Annotated in this window: 18 protein-coding genes; 7 read left to right on the top strand and 11 right to left on the bottom strand. The window is 36.8% G+C overall.

Annotation, left to right across the window (positions count from 1 at the left end):
- Window positions 1-48 precede the first annotated feature (48 nt).
- On the bottom strand, window positions 49-1,260 hold the full coding sequence (locus tag PXG98_RS07155; RefSeq protein WP_276389933.1) for an RsmB/NOP family class I SAM-dependent RNA methyltransferase: 1,212 nt from the start codon (window positions 1,258-1,260) through the stop codon (window positions 49-51).
- Window positions 1,261-1,435: 175 nt separating this feature from the next.
- On the opposite strand from PXG98_RS07155, the gene PXG98_RS07150 reads away from it, so the two are divergent.
- The gene (locus PXG98_RS07150; protein WP_276389931.1) at window positions 1,436-2,479 is read left to right on the top strand and encodes a WD40/YVTN/BNR-like repeat-containing protein; all 1,044 of its coding nucleotides are present in this window, start codon (window positions 1,436-1,438) and stop codon (window positions 2,477-2,479) included.
- Here the strand turns inward: PXG98_RS07150 and PXG98_RS07145 are convergent.
- From PXG98_RS07145 to PXG98_RS07115, 7 genes are all read right to left on the bottom strand, one after another.
- Entirely contained in the window at window positions 2,476-2,928 is a 453-nt protein-coding gene (locus tag PXG98_RS07145; protein ID WP_276389930.1) for a hypothetical protein, read from the bottom strand. The two genes, PXG98_RS07150 and PXG98_RS07145, sit on opposite strands and share 4 nt — an antisense overlap.
- The gene (locus tag PXG98_RS07140; RefSeq protein ID WP_276389928.1) at window positions 2,915-3,436 is read right to left on the bottom strand and encodes a hypothetical protein; all 522 of its coding nucleotides are present in this window, start codon (window positions 3,434-3,436) and stop codon (window positions 2,915-2,917) included. Before PXG98_RS07140 ends, PXG98_RS07145 begins: the two co-directional genes overlap by 14 nt.
- 7 nt (window positions 3,437-3,443) lie before the next feature.
- Window positions 3,444-3,986 carry an RNA polymerase sigma factor gene (locus PXG98_RS07135; RefSeq protein ID WP_276389927.1) on the bottom strand — a complete coding sequence of 181 codons (543 nt, stop codon included), beginning with the start codon at window positions 3,984-3,986 and terminating at the stop codon, window positions 3,444-3,446.
- Between the two features lie 61 nt (window positions 3,987-4,047).
- Window positions 4,048-5,877, bottom strand: coding sequence for an ABC transporter ATP-binding protein (locus PXG98_RS07130; protein ID WP_276389926.1), 1,830 nt, complete (start codon window positions 5,875-5,877; stop codon window positions 4,048-4,050).
- Window positions 5,877-7,586 (bottom strand): phospho-sugar mutase, encoded by a 1,710-nt coding sequence (locus tag PXG98_RS07125; protein WP_276389925.1) that lies wholly within the window; start codon window positions 7,584-7,586, stop codon window positions 5,877-5,879. Before PXG98_RS07125 ends, PXG98_RS07130 begins: the two co-directional genes overlap by 1 nt.
- Window positions 7,587-7,636: 50 nt before the next feature.
- Entirely contained in the window at window positions 7,637-8,584 is a 948-nt protein-coding gene (locus PXG98_RS07120; protein WP_276389924.1) for a glycosyltransferase family 2 protein, read from the bottom strand.
- A gap of 43 nt (window positions 8,585-8,627) precedes the next feature.
- Entirely contained in the window at window positions 8,628-9,146 is a 519-nt protein-coding gene (locus tag PXG98_RS07115) for a DUF4199 domain-containing protein (protein WP_276389922.1), read from the bottom strand.
- A 164-nt stretch (window positions 9,147-9,310) separates the two neighbouring features.
- Here PXG98_RS07115 and PXG98_RS07110 point away from each other — a divergent pair, with 164 nt between their 5' ends.
- From PXG98_RS07110 to mtaB, 3 genes are all read left to right on the top strand, one after another.
- Complete coding sequence (locus PXG98_RS07110; protein ID WP_276389921.1) at window positions 9,311-9,562, top strand: type B 50S ribosomal protein L31; 252 nt, start codon at window positions 9,311-9,313, stop codon at window positions 9,560-9,562.
- A 130-nt stretch (window positions 9,563-9,692) separates the two neighbouring features.
- A complete protein-coding gene (locus tag PXG98_RS07105; RefSeq protein ID WP_276389919.1) occupies window positions 9,693-10,868 on the top strand; it encodes a GlmU family protein in 1,176 nt (391 codons plus the stop codon).
- Window positions 10,869-10,953: 85 nt separating this feature from the next.
- Window positions 10,954-12,306 (top strand): tRNA (N(6)-L-threonylcarbamoyladenosine(37)-C(2))-methylthiotransferase MtaB, encoded by a 1,353-nt coding sequence (gene mtaB / locus PXG98_RS07100; protein ID WP_276389917.1) that lies wholly within the window; start codon window positions 10,954-10,956, stop codon window positions 12,304-12,306.
- 5 nt (window positions 12,307-12,311) lie between these two features.
- On the opposite strand, the gene PXG98_RS07095 is transcribed toward mtaB, so the two are convergent.
- The gene (locus PXG98_RS07095; protein WP_276389915.1) at window positions 12,312-12,605 is read right to left on the bottom strand and encodes a GNAT family N-acetyltransferase; all 294 of its coding nucleotides are present in this window, start codon (window positions 12,603-12,605) and stop codon (window positions 12,312-12,314) included.
- A gap of 171 nt (window positions 12,606-12,776) precedes the next feature.
- On the opposite strand from PXG98_RS07095, the gene PXG98_RS07090 reads away from it, so the two are divergent.
- On the top strand, window positions 12,777-13,439 hold the full coding sequence (locus PXG98_RS07090) for an alpha/beta hydrolase (protein ID WP_276389913.1): 663 nt from the start codon (window positions 12,777-12,779) through the stop codon (window positions 13,437-13,439).
- Between the two features lie 44 nt (window positions 13,440-13,483).
- Window positions 13,484-14,443 carry a lytic transglycosylase domain-containing protein gene (locus tag PXG98_RS07085; RefSeq protein WP_276389911.1) on the top strand — a complete coding sequence of 320 codons (960 nt, stop codon included), beginning with the start codon at window positions 13,484-13,486 and terminating at the stop codon, window positions 14,441-14,443.
- A gap of 6 nt (window positions 14,444-14,449) precedes the next feature.
- Here PXG98_RS07085 and PXG98_RS07080 read toward each other — a convergent pair whose 3' ends face one another.
- Window positions 14,450-14,965: a DUF2892 domain-containing protein gene (locus PXG98_RS07080; protein WP_276389910.1), complete on the bottom strand. Its 516-nt coding sequence runs from the start codon at window positions 14,963-14,965 to the stop codon at window positions 14,450-14,452.
- Window positions 14,966-14,968: 3 nt separating this feature from the next.
- Entirely contained in the window at window positions 14,969-15,868 is a 900-nt protein-coding gene (locus tag PXG98_RS07075; protein WP_276389909.1) for a DUF6263 family protein, read from the bottom strand.
- A 124-nt stretch (window positions 15,869-15,992) separates the two neighbouring features.
- Between PXG98_RS07075 and rpmH the strand changes: the two genes are divergently transcribed.
- The gene (gene rpmH, locus PXG98_RS07070) at window positions 15,993-16,151 is read left to right on the top strand and encodes a 50S ribosomal protein L34 (RefSeq protein ID WP_276389908.1); all 159 of its coding nucleotides are present in this window, start codon (window positions 15,993-15,995) and stop codon (window positions 16,149-16,151) included.
- Window position 16,152 lies beyond the last annotated feature (1 nt).

The raw sequence follows: 16,152 nt of genomic DNA, 5'->3' as shown, positions 1-16,152 counted from the left end.
CGGGTTTTTTGAGGAGAATCCTCAACAGTTTTCAAACATCATTGTTGATTACTTCTTTACTAAGCGAGCCATGAAAAATCCATCAAAGCCACTCTCGGAGGGGTAGATCGTTTTCTGAGATTCTACGGCAAAGTCTTCTCCTTCTTTGGAAGCAAGGAACCAAGCTATTTGTTTTTCATTTTCAGAGGGAAGTATAGAACAGGTAACATAAATTAGTTTGCCTCCTTTTTTAACCATTTTGGAGTAGCTGCCAAGAATTTCCCTTTGTGTACGAATAAGTTTATCCAAGAATTCTGGCTGTAATTTCCATTTAGCATCTGGATTTCTTTTTAAAACACCTAGTCCAGAGCAGGGAGCGTCTATTAGTACCCTATCTGCACCATTAAATAGTTTTTTATAGACTTTGCTATTTGTAATATGGCGTGTTTCCACATTATGAGCCCCTGCCCGTTTGGCCCGTCTTTTTAGCTCCTTTAATTTGTTTTCATAGATATCTAAGGCTACTAATTGCCCTTTATTCTCCATAATAGCCGCAAGATGTAAGGTTTTGCCACCGGCGCCCGCACAGGTATCAATAACCCGCATTCCGGGCTTAACATCACAGAAATATCCAACCTTTTGTGAAGAAGCGTCCTGAACTTCGAAACTGCCAGATCTAAATGTTTTTGTCTTAAAAACATTAGTCCTTTCTATAAGCACTAATGCATCGGGATCTACTTTTACTAAGTCTGTCTTTATACCTTCTTCTTCTAAGTTTGCTTTTAAGTCTTTCTTGTTGGTTTTTAAAGTGTTGGTTCTAAGCACAACCGGAGCTTTTTCGTTTAGAGATTTTAGCTCCTGAGTCCATCTAGCTTCTCCGAGTTGTTCCAATCCCATTTGGTCTATCCAATCAGGTATAGATTCTCGAAATTTTCTAATTTGAGAAAGCTCGTCAAACCTCCCTTTTATTCGTCTAGAAGGTGTAGCTTCAATCTGTTTCCAATCAGGTAGTTCTATTCCTCTTAGTACTGCCCAAACAGCAAATAAGCGAAAAAGATTTGCTCTGGAATAAGGGGAATGAACTTCCGCAATTTCAGCGTATAATCGCTTCCAACGCACTATGTCATAGGTGGTTTCTGCAATAAAACCTCTATCCCTTGCTCCCCATCGCTTATCGCGCTTTAGTAATTTTTCTACGACTTTGTCTGCATACTCTCCTTCATTAAAGATCATATTTAACCCGTCAACTACCGCAAATACAAGATTTCTATGCAATCGCATTTTACTTTATTTAGGTGGCAAAGGTATCGTTTTTTAATTCTTATTGAAATCATATAGGATTTATTAAATGCATGTTGTTTCTTGTCGATTAATACCTTCCTTAAGTGAGTTAAAGAGGGTGAATCAGGCTGTAATAATCCTATAATCAAGTTTCTATTTTAAACTTCTTTCATCTATGCGTTATGTTCTTTCATTTGTTTTGGTAGTATTTCTTATCTCCTGTGGGGAGGTAAAGAAGGATATGTCTTTTACTTCCGTAGATATAGAATTACTGGTGGAAGACACAATGAGCGTAAGAGCTATTGACTTAATTGGAAATAGTCTGGCATTTGCTGCAAATAAAGGCATTTATGGCTCTATAAATCTAACCAATAACAAAGTCCTTTTGGGGAAACAGCGTCATTTAGATAGCTTGCCGGAATTCAGGGCAGTAGGGCATACGTCCAATGATTTTTTTATGTTATCAGCAGGCACTCCGGCTTTACTGTACAAAACCGGGTCCTCTGGAAAAATGCAATTGGTGTATGAGGAGGTAGGGGAGAAGGTGTTTTATGATTCCATGCTTTTTTGGAATGATACCGAAGGAATTGCTGTTGGGGATGCTATTGGTAATTGTCTCTCCATAATTATTACAAGAGACGGTGGCAATACGTGGCGTAAGATGGCTTGTGATGGATTGCCAGAAGCCATACCGGGAGAAGGTGCATTTGCGGCTAGTAATACCAATATTACAAGTGTTGGTAATTATACCTGGGTTGCCACTAGTTTTGGTCGTGTTTACTTCTCAGAAGACAAGGGGAGGCATTGGGTTATTCAAGAAACACCTATAACTGCAGAGAAGCATACACAGGGTATTTTTTCTATTAACTTTTACAACGATGACCTGGGTGTGATAATAGGAGGAGATTTTACGGATTCTCAGACAAACAAAGGAAATAAGGCGTTTACGCAAGATGGCGGAAATACATGGGGATTGGTTGCAGATGGTTATCCTCCTGGCTATATGAGTTGTATTCAATTTGTGCCCAATAGTAGGGGCAAACAAATGGTTGCTGTAGGCTATACCGGAATTAATTATTCTAAAGACAGTGGTAAAACATGGCAAAACTTGTCGCAGGAAGGTTTCTATACCATTAGATTTCAGAACGATAGTATAGCTTTTGCCGCTGGAAAAAATCGTATCGCTAAACTACATTTTATTAAAGGAAAACCTTTTTAACGCTCGCCCCTTCTTCTTTTCTGCATTTCCTGAAGAAGTCTCTTTTTAAATGCAATCTCTGCCTGAATTAGTAATAGGGTTTTTTTTGCAGAAATAACCTTTCTTATTTCTTTGAGATAGGTCTGGTTTAGTTCTTGCTTTTCTTCCTCTAAAGACATTAAACTATTCAAAATTTTGTCTATTTCATTTTCCGAGAGAGCTTCTATTTCTTCCAGTCTACCATTGACTTCTCTCCTTTCTTGCCTTCTCAATTTCCCCAGAGCCTCTTCGTGTGCCATATAGATGGGCCAAAAAGATGTAGCTTCATCACTTGTTAAACCTACTCTTTCTGTAATAAATCCCACTTTCAGGGATTTTATTCTATCCCTGCCTGGTCCTTGTTGCGAATAGCCACTCCAGCATAGCAGTAACAGGAATAGGGACAAAAAGTAATGGTTATAATTCTTCATCTTCGTATATATTAAATTCATCTGTTTCTTCTATTGTATCTTCTAAATATTGAAGTATATTTTCTCCATTAAGCGTATTTACCTCCTCTGCTTCCCATCTAAAACCTTCTTCGGGAATAAGTAATATTAGCTCACTTGAGGGTTCTTCTAGATACACTTCTTGTAAATACAATTGCAGTTCAGTCACTTCCAAATTGGCAAAAGTTAAGTCAGATTCCTTCGTCTTATTTTTCTCTGTGCCTATGGTTAAGAAAATTATTAGGGCGACGGATGCGGCTACTGCATAATAGGGTGCCAACCGTATGGTACTCTTCTTTGGTTTTTTATTTTCTGTCGTTTTTTTAAGCACCTCTTTTTCCAAAGTATTCCAATAGTCATCCGGAATTGAAAAGGGGTTATGATTTGCTTTAGATTCGCCTACCTCTAATTTTTGAAGTAAGTCGTCTGAAAACCGTTCCAAATAATTATCTGGAATTTTAAAACCACTATTTTTTTTATGCTTCTTCATTTAGGTATCAGCTGTCTTTTAGATACTGCTCAATTTTCTTAACCGCCAGATGATAAGATGCCTTTAAGCCTCCTACACTGGTATCTAGAATTTCAGAAATTTCCTGATATTTTAAGTCATCAAAATATTTCATATTGAAAACCAATTTCTGTTTTTCTGGTAAAGTAGCTATGGCGGCTTGTAATTTATACTGAATTTCATCGCCTTCAAAATAGCTGTCTGCTTTTAAGTCTTCTACCATTTTGTTTTGTAATTCCTGACTTTGTATTCCTAGCTTACGAGATTTAGAGGTCAAAAAACTCAATGCTTCATTTGTAGCAATTCTATATAGCCAAGAATAGAGTTTACTCTTGCCTTCAAAACCATCTATATTCTTAAAAACTTTGATAAATGTATTTTGAAGAATATCATCAGTGTCCTCATGATTTAGGACTATTCGCCTGATATGCCAATATAAACGTTCTTTATATGTGTGCAAGAGTGTTTCAAAAGCCTTGGCCCTTGTTTCCTCATTTTTAAGATCTACAACTAAGGATTGTTCCGTTATCAAAGTCAATCATTTCTTGTCTTTAGACTAAGGTAAGTTGAAAAGGTTTAATTTTCCAATTTAATTAATTGGAGCCTAAGGATTGCATTTCCACCAGGTTTTTATAGACGCCATTGTTCTGGAGTAGTTCGCTGTGGGAACCCTGCTCTACTATTTTTCCTTTTTGAAGCACCACTATATTATCCGCTTTTTGGACAGTCGACAATCTATGTGCTATTACAATAGAAGTTCTATTCTTCATCATATTTTCAAGGGCGTCCTGAACGAGTTTTTCACTTTCGGTGTCTAATGCTGAGGTAGCCTCGTCCATAATCATTATTGGCGGGTTTTTAAGTACAGCTCTTGCAATAGATAATCGCTGCTTCTGACCTCCACTTAGTTTGTTTCCGCTATCACCTATATTAGTATCGTACCCATTTGGTAACTCCATTATGAAGTCGTGGGCATTGGCAATTTTTGCAGCCCGAATAATTTCTTCAAGGCTGGCGCCTTCTTTGCCTAGGCCGAGATTGTTTTTTACCGTATCATTGAACAAAATGGAGTCTTGAGTAACAAGTCCCATTAGATTTCTAACAGATTGTTTTGATAGCAGTCTTATGTCTGTTCCATCCAGTTTAACTGCACCTTCATTAGGATCATAAAAACGTGTAACAAGGTTTGCGATGGTTGACTTGCCACTTCCGGACTGCCCAACAAGAGCAACGCTTTGTCCTTTCTTAACGGTTAAATTAAAGTCGCTTAGAACATAGTCGTCCTCGTATTTAAAGAATATATTATTTAAGGTAATAGCATCGTCGAAAGAGTTTTTGTCATTCGCACCAGTGCTATCAGCAATTGGATTCTCCGTTTCCAGAATTTCCAGAACTCTTTCCGCAGCGGCGTTTCCTTTTTTAACTCCATAAGAGGCTTTACTGATAGATTTGGCCGGTGTAAGAATGTTATAGGCAAGACCCATATAGGCAATAAAGGAAGAAGCGTCTAAGGTTTGGTCTATGAGGACCATCTTCCCACCAAACCACAAAAGAATTCCAATTACCAAAATCCCCAGGAATTCTCCTGTCGGCGAGGCCAAATTCTGACGATTTAAAAGGGCATTAGAAAATTTATAGAAGCGGTCCGTAGACCGGGCAAAAGCCCTGTAAAACCTATTTTCGGCATTGAAGGCTTTGATAACTCTTAAACCCCCGAGGGTTTCTTCAACTATGGATAGAAATTCGCCCTGTTCTTTTTGTACTTCATCGGATTGTCTTTTTAGAGACTTACCAATTCTTGAGATTATCATTCCGGCAATGGGAATAAAAATGAATACAAAAAGGGTCAGCTTTACACTGATAAAAAACATGATTAGAATAGTAAAAAGTATAGTTAGGGGTTCTCTAACTATTAATTCCAAAATAGATAGGAATGAATGCTGTATCTCGAGCACATCCGAGGAAATTCTGGCTATCACATCCCCTTTTCTTTTTTCTGAATAATAGGAAAGTGGTAGGTCTACTATTTTTTTATACATGGCATTTCTAACATCTTTTAAAACCCCATTTCTCAAGAAGGTAATAAAATACATTGCCAAATAATTAAAGAGATTCTTTAATAAAAAAAGTATTAATACCAAGCCTATGACCAATACCAAGCCTTTCATTTCATCGTCACCTGCATAAGAGGTAACCTGATAATTTATATAGTCTTGAAGATAATTCTTTGCTTCTCCTAAGCCCTTATACACCGGTAATTCTACTACTTTTTTACCCTTGTCAAAAAGAACATCCAACATGGGAATTAGAGCGGCAAAAGAAAGCGCGCTAAACAGGGCATATAGAATGTTAAAGAAAATATTTAAAAAACCAAATCTTCTATAAGGTATAGCGTATCGAAGGATTTTTTTAAAATAATCCATTAATCGAGTTTCAGATCGGTTATGATTTCTGCCAGATGTTTTTCAAGCTGGGTTTCTACTTTAGAAAAATCTTCAAACCTTTCTAAAGGGCTATTTGTACTAAAGTAGAATTTTATTTTGGGTTCTGTTCCACTTGGTCTTGCAGCCATTCTGGTACCATCCGCTGCTGTATAAATAAGAACGTTCGATTTTGGTAAATCTATGGTTGTTTCCTCTCCAGAATTCAGATCTAAGGAGGTGGATGTGTTGTAATCGTCTAATTTAACTACCTTGGAACCTCCTAATTTTTGAACCGGATTATTTTTAAATGAAATCATCATTTCTTTGATTTCTTCCGCACCCTGAATCCCTTTTTTAGTTAATGATATAAGCTTCTCCTTATAAAACCCGTACTCTAGATAGCAATCGATAAGTTGTTTAAAAAAAGAACTTCCTGACGCCTTTGCTGCGGCACCAATTTCACAGGCAAGAAGGGTAGAGGTCACCGCATCCTTGTCTCTTACAAAGTCGCCCACCATAAATCCAAAACTCTCTTCCCCACCTCCAATAAAACTTTGTTCGGGAAAATCTTTTATCATTTTCGCGATCCATTTAAAGCCAGTTAAGGAAGTTTTACACTCCACACTATAAGCTTCTGCCATCTTTTCCATCATGGGCGTTGAAACTATGGTTGTGGCCACATATTCACTCCCGTTAAAACCTTTTTCTTTTCTTTTTTCCAACAAGAACCTGGTCATTAGTAGCATGGTTTGATTCCCATTTAGCAATTGCATATTTCCCTCAAGGTTTCTTACAGCAATTCCCAGCCTATCGCTATCTGGATCTGTGCCAATAACCATATCTGCTCCAATCTCTTCGGCCTTTTTCATAGCCAAAGTCAATGCTTCAGGTTCCTCTGGGTTAGGAGATTTTACTGTGGGGAAATTTCCGTCTGGTTCAGCTTGTTCCTCAATTATAGTAACCTTCGAATAACCAGCACGGTTTAATACTTCAGGAATTGCGGTAATAGACGTGCCGTGAAGGGAGGTAAAGACTATTTTAAAATTTTCCTTTCCTTGGGCGTTAAAACTGCCGTTTTTAACCGAGGCATTAATAAATGCCTCATCCACTTCTTTGTCTATTAATTCAATAAGTTCCTCTTTTGCCTTAAAGCGAATTTCTTCGAAGGCTAACTTATTTATCCTCCTTATTATTTCCTGGTCTTGTGGTGGTACTATTTGCCCTCCATCTGTCCAGTATACTTTGTAGCCATTATATTCCGGAGGGTTATGTGAAGCTGTAAGAACAATGCCTGCCTGACAATTCAGGTGTTTTACTGCAAAAGATAATTCTGGGGTGGTGCGAAGGGCTGAAAAAAGATATACCTTTATTCCGTTGGCAGAAAGAACATCTGCCACTGTTTTTGCCAAAGTATCACTATTATGCCGGCAATCGTAGGCAATCACTACTTTTAATTCCCGATCAGGATAAACCTCGTTTAAATAATTGCTTAAACCTTGGGTGCTTTTTCCTAAGGTATATTTATTTATTCTATTGGTACCAGTCCCCATTATCCCGCGCATGCCTCCAGTTCCAAACTCTAGATCCTTGTAAAATCGGTCTTTTAGCTCTTCAGGGTCATTTTCCATAAGGAATTTCACTTCCTCTTGAACTTTACTATCAAAAAAAGAGGTTAACCAGGCACTGGCTTTGGCATTTATAGAATCCATAGGCGGGAATTAAATTTAGTAGTTAAAATTACAAAGAATATTGGGATACATCACAGATTTAGTTCTTCAGAAATAGTATATCGCAATTCGTTTACTCTGGACCGAACCATGATTTCTCCAATAAATCCGGCTAAAAAGAACTGTGTTCCAATAATCATTGCCGTTAGTGAAACATAAAACTGAGGTCTCTCTGATAGCAGGCGACCGGTTGGATTAATAAACAATTTATCGATTCCCAAATAAAGGGCAAAGCCAAAACCTATGATAAACATAAAAACCCCTAAAGCACCAAAAAGGTGCATAGGTCTTTTGCCAAATTTGGCGACAAAAGAAATGGTAATAAGGTCTAAAAGACCATTAATAAATCGTTCTGCACCGAATTTAGTTTTTCCATATTTTCGGGCCTGATGTTGCACAACCTTCTCTCCGATTTTGGAAAATCCTGCGTTTTTTGCTAAGACTGGTATATACCTATGCATTTCCCCAGAAACTACAATGTTTTTTACCACCTCTAACTTAAAGGCTTTAAGCCCACAATTGAAGTCGTGAAGCTTCACTTTAGAAGTCTTTCTTGCCGCCCAATTAAAAATTTTGGAAGGAATATTTTTGGTTAACAGAGAATCGTATCGTTTTTTCTTCCAACCGGAGACCATATCGAAGTCTTCTTCCATAATTAATTGATACAATTCTGGGATTTCTTCTGGATTATCCTGAAGGTCTGCATCCATGGTAACAACGACCTCCCCAACGGCTATCTTAAAACCCGCATGCAGAGCTTGAGACTTACCAAAATTTTTACGAAATCGAATCCCTCTTGTGTTCTGGTCTTTCTCAATTAGATGCTTAATGATATCCCAGGAATCGTCCGAACTTCCGTCGTCTATCAAAATTATTTCATATAAAAAATGATTGGATTGCATAACACTCACAATCCAATCATGTAATTCTTGTAACGACTCTTCTTCGTTAAGTAAAGGGATAACTATAGATAAATTCATGCAGCTCTCAAGGAAATTCCATCAAAAGTACAATATTTGATCTTTATTCCATAGGTTTTGCTTTTTTCAAAATCAATCCTCCAATGAGACCAATAGCCAATCCAATGATGATATTAAAAACCAGGATTATGGGATAGGAAATCCAAAAATAGTTTAGGGTACCCTGGTATTGTTGCTCTATTTGCTGTTCTGTCATTGCTCCACCCTCAATACCTGCGGCTTTTTGAGCATCAGCAACTTTCTGAACAAATTCAGTGTCTAAAACATTTGCAAGTAACATGGTGTACGCTACTCCAATAATCCCTGCAATTAAGGCTATTCCAGCACCTAGTTTAAGAGCTTCTCCAAGGCTCAGGTATCCGTTGTTGGCCTTTTTGAAACTAAAGATTCCCCACATAATTACTGCTACAGTAATTAGTATGCTAACGATGGTATTGGATGAGTCTTGTGAAAAATGCGCATCCATCGAAAAAAGCATAAGGGCAAAGGCCACCGAGATGCCGCCTAAAATAAGTCCATAATTAAGTGCAAACTTTCCGGTTTTTGGTTGATTTTCTTCCATTATCTGATATTTTTTGTTTGTTTAGTTAGTAACTGCCTGCTAGATATTGTTACATTTAAAGATACAATTTTTAACTTTTCTTTTTTACTAAATATAATTGTAGTTTCTTATATTTTTAATTAAATTTGCACGCTGAAAAATTCAGTTTATTAAACGAAGTAAAGATGAGAAAAGGTATACATCCAGAAAATTATAGATTAGTCGCGTTCAAAGATATGTCCAATGAGGATGTATTCATAACTAAATCTACTGCAGATACAAAGGAAACTTTAGAGGTTGATGGGGTAGAATATCCTTTAATTAAGTTGGAGATTTCCAGAACTTCACATCCTTTCTATACTGGGAAGGCCAAGCTTGTGGATACAGCTGGAAGAATTGACAAGTTTAAGAGTAAATACAAAAAATTTAAGAAATAAACGGTTAATACGAGAGCTAGAAATCTCTAGCCGTTGTTATTTCAACTGTTTAATAGACATATTTATCTTAATAACGCCTTCGATTTAAATCGAAGGCGTTATTTTTTTAATTTTATCTAAAATATCTTTGATGAATTATATACTCTTTGAAGACGAGACTAGAGAATCCCTCTTACCTTTTACGTTTACTAGGCCAGTGGCCGACATCCGTATTGGTATTTTAACTATTCGGGAAAAATGGGAGAAGTACTTAGGAACTAAAACTTCTACCTTGACGGAAGATTATTTGTCTAAAAAATTTCCCTTGCACTTAGACGTGTTGAATACCTTTATTAATGCATCCGTGCTTCCCAATCCAGTATTAGTTGAAATGCTTGGGCAATTGCAGTTAAATACAGCAATTTACAGGGGAGAAGTGTTGTTGGCTTATATGGCTGAAGAACCAGCCAAAGAAAAGCAATTAAGTAGTTTTAAGAAGATAGAATGCACCAAAGATATTTTTCAACTAATAAATACCTGGGATATATTTTCTAAGAATGGAATTGCATTACAAGACGATTTTGATTTATTAACTGAAGGAAGAGAAAGTGCACCTATTTCTACTACCAATCAGCTCATTAATCCTGAAAATATTTTTCTGGAAGAAGGTGCAAAAGTAGAGTATAGCTTATTAAACGCCACCCATGGACCTATTTATTTGGGTAAAAACTCAGAAGTTTTAGAGGGTAATTTAATTAGAGGGGGCTTTGCCTTATGTGAGAAGGCCGTTGTAAAAATGGGAGCGAAGATCTATGGTCCTACAACCATTGGGCCCTATGGTAAAGTTTGTGGAGAAATTAATAATTCGGTAATATTCGGTTATTCCAGCAAAGGACATGACGGTTATCTTGGCAATGCCGTCTTAGGGGAGTGGTGCAATATTGGAGCAGATTCTAATAATTCCAATTTAAAAAACAATTATGCACAGGTAAAGCTTTGGAGCTATCCCAAAGAGAGATTTGTTCCAACTGGATTACAGTTTTGTGGCCTAATGATGGGAGATCATAGTAAAACAGCTATTAATACTATGTTTAACACGGGTACTGTAATAGGGGTTAATTCAAATATCTATGTTCCCGGATTCCCCAGAAATTTTATTCCCAGTTTTAGCTGGGGAGGAGCTTCGGGCTTTTCTACCTATTTACCCAAGAAGGCATTTGAGGCGGCAAGGGTAATGATGGCAAGGCGTGGAGTTGAATTTGATGAGATAGAAGCGGGTATTTTAAACCATGTTTTTGAATTAACCAAGAAGTATCGGAATTTCTAGCTTTAAAAAGCTTTTCACAACATCTTACAATAGCAATTAGAAGCTTTTGGTATCTTTGCAAACCCTTTATTAGTTTGATATATTAATGAAAAAGAAAGTTGCTTTTTATACACTAGGTTGTAAATTGAATTATTCAGAAACCTCCACTATCTCAAGAGATTTTGAAAAAAAGGGATTTGAACAAGTGGGTTTTGATACAGAGGCAGATATATATGTCATTAATACTTGTTCGGTTACTGAAAACGCGGATAAACGATTTAAAACTCTTGTAAAGCAGGCCCAAAAGCGCAATCCTGAGGCCTTTGTAGCCGCCATTGGCTGTTACGCACAACTTAAACCAAAAGAGCTTGCTGATGTTCATGGGGTAGACCTGGTCCTGGGAGCTACAGAAAAGTTTAAAATTACAGACTACATTAATGATTTATCTAAAAATGATTTTGGTGAGGTTCATTCCTGCGAAATTGAAGATGCTAATTTTTATGTAGGAAGCTATGCTGTAGGCGATAGAACAAGAGCTTTTCTCAAGGTTCAAGACGGCTGTGATTATAAGTGTACCTATTGTACGATCCCCTTAGCCAGGGGATTCTCCAGAAGCGACACCCTTGCTAATGTCTTAAAAAACGCTAAAGAAATTGGCGATCAAGGAATAAAAGAGATAGTGCTCACTGGGGTTAACATCGGAGATTATGGCAAGGGAGAATTTGGGAATAAACGACATGAACATACTTTTTTAGACCTGGTAAAAGCTTTAGATAAGATAGTAGGCATACATCGGTACCGAATCTCTTCAATAGAACCAAACCTTCTAAAAAATGAAACGATTGAATTCGTATCTAGAAGTAATTCTTTTGTACCTCATTTTCATATTCCGCTACAAAGTGGGAGTGATTTATTGCTTAAACAAATGAAGAGACGCTACCTGACCTCTTTGTATACAGAAAGGGTAGGGAAGATAAAGGAAATAATGCCACAGGCTTGTATAGGTGTGGATGTAATTGTTGGTTTTCCCGGAGAAACAGAGGATCTCTTTTTAAAGACGTATAACTATCTTAATGAATTAGACATCGCATATCTTCATGTTTTTACCTATTCTGAAAGAGAGAATACCTTGGCCAGTACTATGCCTAATGCAGTTCCTAAATCTGTAAGACGAAAAAGAAGTAAGATGTTAAGAGGTCTTTCTACTAAAAAGAGAAGGGCATTTTACGAAAGTCAAATAGGACAAGATTTTACTGTGCTTTTTGAAGGTGAAAATAAAGAGGGATATATTCACGGGTTTACAGAAAATTATATAAAGGTGAAAGCACCTTGGAATCCTGCGCTTGTGAATACCTTAAAAAAGGTTTCTCTTGAAAGTATTTATGAAGATGGTATAGTGCAAATTAAAATAAAAGAAAAATCTCTAGCACAAAAAAAAACCTCCCGTTTGGAGGTTTAAGAAAATCATATCCGGATGCCTACCGGTAACATCTCTTTATATTGCCTATTTTTTCGCAGGAAACCAGCAATTTGCGGACTTGTTGGAACAACTCTTAGGTTTTGTTCCTGTATATGATGCAAAACTGCTTTTATAAAATCTTCTTTAAAACCCTTTTGAGTAATTTCCTCCGGGATAACTAATTTGGTTAGAAAGACTTTTCTTTCTTGGGAAGAGTATTCAATTTTGGCTAAATGATTATCGACCTTTGTTTCAAACTGACGCAGAAAACTGTTATCCTTAATTGCTACTTCATTCATATAGTATGTGTTATAGTGGTTTCAGATAATAAAAATACGACCGTCCTATCCAATCGTAAGACCATAAGTTTTCCAAATGCTTAGTAAGACTTTTTAAGGGAATTTATAGTCGGGGAGCAAAAGTAGCAAAAATTATAGTAATTTCCTAGCAAAATAAAGAGTTTACGACCTATGCCCACTTCCAAAATCCCCGTTTATTTTATGCCCGGAATGGCTACAGGGCCAACTATTTTTGATAGAATTGAATTGCCCAGTGAATATTTTGATTGTATTTATCTGGAATGGTTTATGCCTACCGAAGAAATGTCTTTGGAAGATTACGCCAAGCTTATATCGAAGAATATTGATAGAAAAAACCCTGTGTTAATTGGGGTATCCCTTGGAGGTATCCTAATGCAGGAAGTGGCAAACTACCTTAAGGTCAGAAAAATTATAATTATATCTAGTATTAAGAGTGAGTTAGAACTGCCAAAGAGGTTCATTTTTGCCAGGTACACGAGGGCGTATAAAATTCTGCCCACGGGGATAATAAACAATATGGAGTTATTGTCAAAATATGCCTTTGGTGAAACGGTAAAGAAAAGACTGGATTTATATGAAAAATACCTAGTTATTCGCGACAAACAGTATTTGGATTGGTGTATAGATAAAATAATAAATTGGAAAAGAAAAGAACCAATGCCTAACATAATACATATTCAAGGGGAGAAAGATCCGGTTTTTCCGGTGAAATACATTAAGGACTATATCGAGATAAAAAACGGGACTCATGCAATGATCATTCATAGATTTAAATGGTTTAATGAGCGATTGCCTACAATTATTTTGTCGTAACGCAGTTCTATTTTATACCTTTGGTAGTATCAAAACATGTATCTATGAAGTTTATTAAGAATATTTTAATGGTTTTGGGAATAGTTTTTGTTTTCAGTTCCCTGATTTTTGCAGTCCAACAAGGCGATAATTTCAGCCAAGAACCACAGGTGCAGCTACCGGAAAATGAAATAAATAAAAATGTAGCTTCTACTTATAAAATATCGGCAATAGACATCCCAGAAGATTTAAATTTTGCTGGAGAGGAAGTGCCTCAGGAGGACCCCGAAATTATGGAAAGAGTAGATAGAGAGTTTTTAGTAAACACCTATTGGCAGTCTAACGCTCTATTGCTTATGAAAAGAGCCCATAAGTATTTTCCAGTGATTGAGCCAATACTTGCAAAAAACGAAATACCTGAAGACTTTAAATATTTAGCCGTTGCCGAGAGTGGTTTACAAAACGTTGTATCGCACGCCGGTGCAACCGGTTTTTGGCAGATAATGAAAGGTACCGGAAAAGAATATGGTCTTGAAATTAATTCGAACGTAGACGAGCGGTATCATTTAGAAAAGTCTACTGAGGTGGCCTGTAGGTATTTGAAGAAATACAAGGAAAAATTTGGAAGTTGGACTTTAGCGGCCGCAGCCTATAACGCCGGCCCTGGAGCTATCAACAAGTATATGGGTATCCAGCAGGTTAATGACTATTACGACTTGCTTCTGGGACAGGAGACCGGGAGATATGTTTTTAGAATAATGGCAATAAAAGAGATTTTAAACAATCCTGAAAAATATGGATTTGAAATCGGGAAAGAGGATATGTACAATGCTATTCCAACATTTAATGTAGAAATTGACGAACCGGTAACCAATTTTGCCGATTTTGCACAGGAATATGAGATTAACTATAAAATCTTAAAAAGACATAATCCTTGGTTAAGGGAGCCGCACTTAAATAATGCTTCTAGGAAAAAGTACACTTTGGAAATTCCGAATAAAGGATATTATAAGACCTCTAAATAAAAAAACTTATATTTTTTTCATTTGTTGCTGCATCATCTTTATCTGATCCGTAAGCATATTATTTTTATCTAGTTTCTTGGCTTCTGTCAATAAAGTTGTCGCCTCTCTTTTACGTCTTTTTTGCATCGCAATTCCCGCAAGACTAAGCTTGGCCATGGCCACGTCATAATCCATATTTAAACCTAATTTAAGGGCTTTTCTAAAATATTTCTCTGCCTGGGTAAGATTCTTTTGAGAGTAGATAATCCCGTGGAGGTAGTTGTAGTAGCCCTGTTGCTTTGGTGTTAATGCGCTTTCTGGGTTTTTAATTTTTGTAAGCCATTTCTCAGTACCTGCCATATCTTGTTTTCGCATTCTTAAAAACGCTAATAAAATCATTTCATTACGGAAATATAAAAAAACGAAGATGCCCGCAAGCAGTACTAAAGAGATGCCATTACCAATATTTCCTTCGATAAACTGATAAACAGCATAGGCAACAATTAGTCCGGCAAGGATGAGTTTGAAATTTTTATTAAACATAAATTAGTTTTCTATTAATTGATATATAATGGTTGATTGGATCTGAGTTGGAATCTCTGTTTCAGAATTCGCTCCTACAAATGCAACTCCTGAAGCATTTCCTTCAACATGCATTTTTTTTATAAACCCCGTCTTTGTAGAGGCATTTACTTTGGATTTCTGTGTTCCTTCAAGGCGCATGGAGGAATTCTCGTCCTCAACAAGCATACGAATAGTTGAAGTCCCTGCGATTTGCAAGCTGTCTTTGTTTATCCCCTCTAAAACCCAGTTGTTCTTGGCCTTTAATTTTCCGTGAAACTCATTTTCCCAGAGATCTCCTTGACTCAGGGGTTTTTTAGGATATAAATAGGTGAGCTGTTCATAACTCTCCGACAAGGCTTTAGAACCAAATTCTTTACTTAAGGAATTCTCCAAGAATTTTATTCCGTCTGGATCCTGCATATTACTAGCCTCTACCATTTTAGCTACTAATTGATCCCCACCCCGTACTTCTAATATTTCTCCTTGAGAAGACATGTAAACCGTTACTGGAATATTTAAAAGCCCATGGAACATCTTGGATTGTTGGTCGCCCTCTTCATGTTCTAAGGCATCTACCACCAATAAATCTCCTTGAAGACTAGAATTTACCTTTAGTTTTAAATCTTTAAACGATACCTGAAGTTCATAGATGTCTTCTTTTATACCCTCCACTTTAAACTTAATTATGCCTTGCAAATCGTTGGTAATGACATGTTTCATACCCTCAGTATCCTGTGTTATACTCTGATGAGCGTCCTGTTGTACGGTAAAACTGTCCCCTATTGCTAAATGGTACCTTAAAATAGTTTGGCCAAAAGCGAAAGTATTGGTAAATAAAAGAAGTAGAAAAATAGAAGGATATTTCACTTTAATGGCGCTCATTTTTAGTGCTTGTGCAAAAGTAATAAAACTATCCGAAATATTTTTTTAAATCCATTTGCCAAAGAAAAAACTCTTCGTATATTTGCGCCCAGATTTTGCACATGCAAAGTAAAAATAATCGGTAATGAAAAGGACATATCAGCCATCCAAAAGGAAAAGAAGAAATAAACACGGTTTTCGGGAGCGCATGGCTTCAGTTAGCGGACGTAAAGTCCTTGCTCGAAGAAGAGCAAAGGGAAGAAAAAAATTAACCGTATCTTCAGAGCCGAGACACAAAAAATAAT

Origin of the sequence: Eudoraea chungangensis (genome assembly GCF_029360665.1) — a bacterium.
GTDB classification, from domain to species: Bacteria; Bacteroidota; Bacteroidia; order Flavobacteriales; family Flavobacteriaceae; genus Eudoraea; species Eudoraea chungangensis.
This window is presented reverse-complemented; position numbering and strand designations above follow the sequence as displayed.

Coding starts and splice junctions, on each gene's coding strand:
- PXG98_RS07145 (WP_276389930.1), bottom strand. CDS start 2,928: ATGAAGAATTATAACCATTACTTTTTGTCCCTATTCCTGTTACTGCTA.
- PXG98_RS07140 (WP_276389928.1), bottom strand. CDS start 3,436: ATGAAGAAGCATAAAAAAAATAGTGGTTTTAAAATTCCAGATAATTAT.
- PXG98_RS07080 (WP_276389910.1), bottom strand. CDS start 14,965: ATGTTTAATAAAAATTTCAAACTCATCCTTGCCGGACTAATTGTTGCC.
- PXG98_RS07090 (WP_276389913.1), top strand. CDS start 12,777: ATGCCCACTTCCAAAATCCCCGTTTATTTTATGCCCGGAATGGCTACA.
- PXG98_RS07085 (WP_276389911.1), top strand. CDS start 13,484: ATGAAGTTTATTAAGAATATTTTAATGGTTTTGGGAATAGTTTTTGTT.
- PXG98_RS07120 (WP_276389924.1), bottom strand. CDS start 8,584: ATGAATTTATCTATAGTTATCCCTTTACTTAACGAAGAAGAGTCGTTA.
- PXG98_RS07125 (WP_276389925.1), bottom strand. CDS start 7,586: ATGGATTCTATAAATGCCAAAGCCAGTGCCTGGTTAACCTCTTTTTTT.
- mtaB (WP_276389917.1), top strand. CDS start 10,954: ATGAAAAAGAAAGTTGCTTTTTATACACTAGGTTGTAAATTGAATTAT.
- PXG98_RS07110 (WP_276389921.1), top strand. CDS start 9,311: ATGAGAAAAGGTATACATCCAGAAAATTATAGATTAGTCGCGTTCAAA.
- PXG98_RS07130 (WP_276389926.1), bottom strand. CDS start 5,877: ATGGATTATTTTAAAAAAATCCTTCGATACGCTATACCTTATAGAAGA.
- PXG98_RS07150 (WP_276389931.1), top strand. CDS start 1,436: ATGCGTTATGTTCTTTCATTTGTTTTGGTAGTATTTCTTATCTCCTGT.
- PXG98_RS07105 (WP_276389919.1), top strand. CDS start 9,693: ATGAATTATATACTCTTTGAAGACGAGACTAGAGAATCCCTCTTACCT.
- PXG98_RS07155 (WP_276389933.1), bottom strand. CDS start 1,260: ATGCGATTGCATAGAAATCTTGTATTTGCGGTAGTTGACGGGTTAAAT.
- PXG98_RS07095 (WP_276389915.1), bottom strand. CDS start 12,605: ATGAATGAAGTAGCAATTAAGGATAACAGTTTTCTGCGTCAGTTTGAA.
- rpmH (WP_276389908.1), top strand. CDS start 15,993: ATGAAAAGGACATATCAGCCATCCAAAAGGAAAAGAAGAAATAAACAC.
- PXG98_RS07075 (WP_276389909.1), bottom strand. CDS start 15,868: ATGAGCGCCATTAAAGTGAAATATCCTTCTATTTTTCTACTTCTTTTA.
- PXG98_RS07115 (WP_276389922.1), bottom strand. CDS start 9,146: ATGGAAGAAAATCAACCAAAAACCGGAAAGTTTGCACTTAATTATGGA.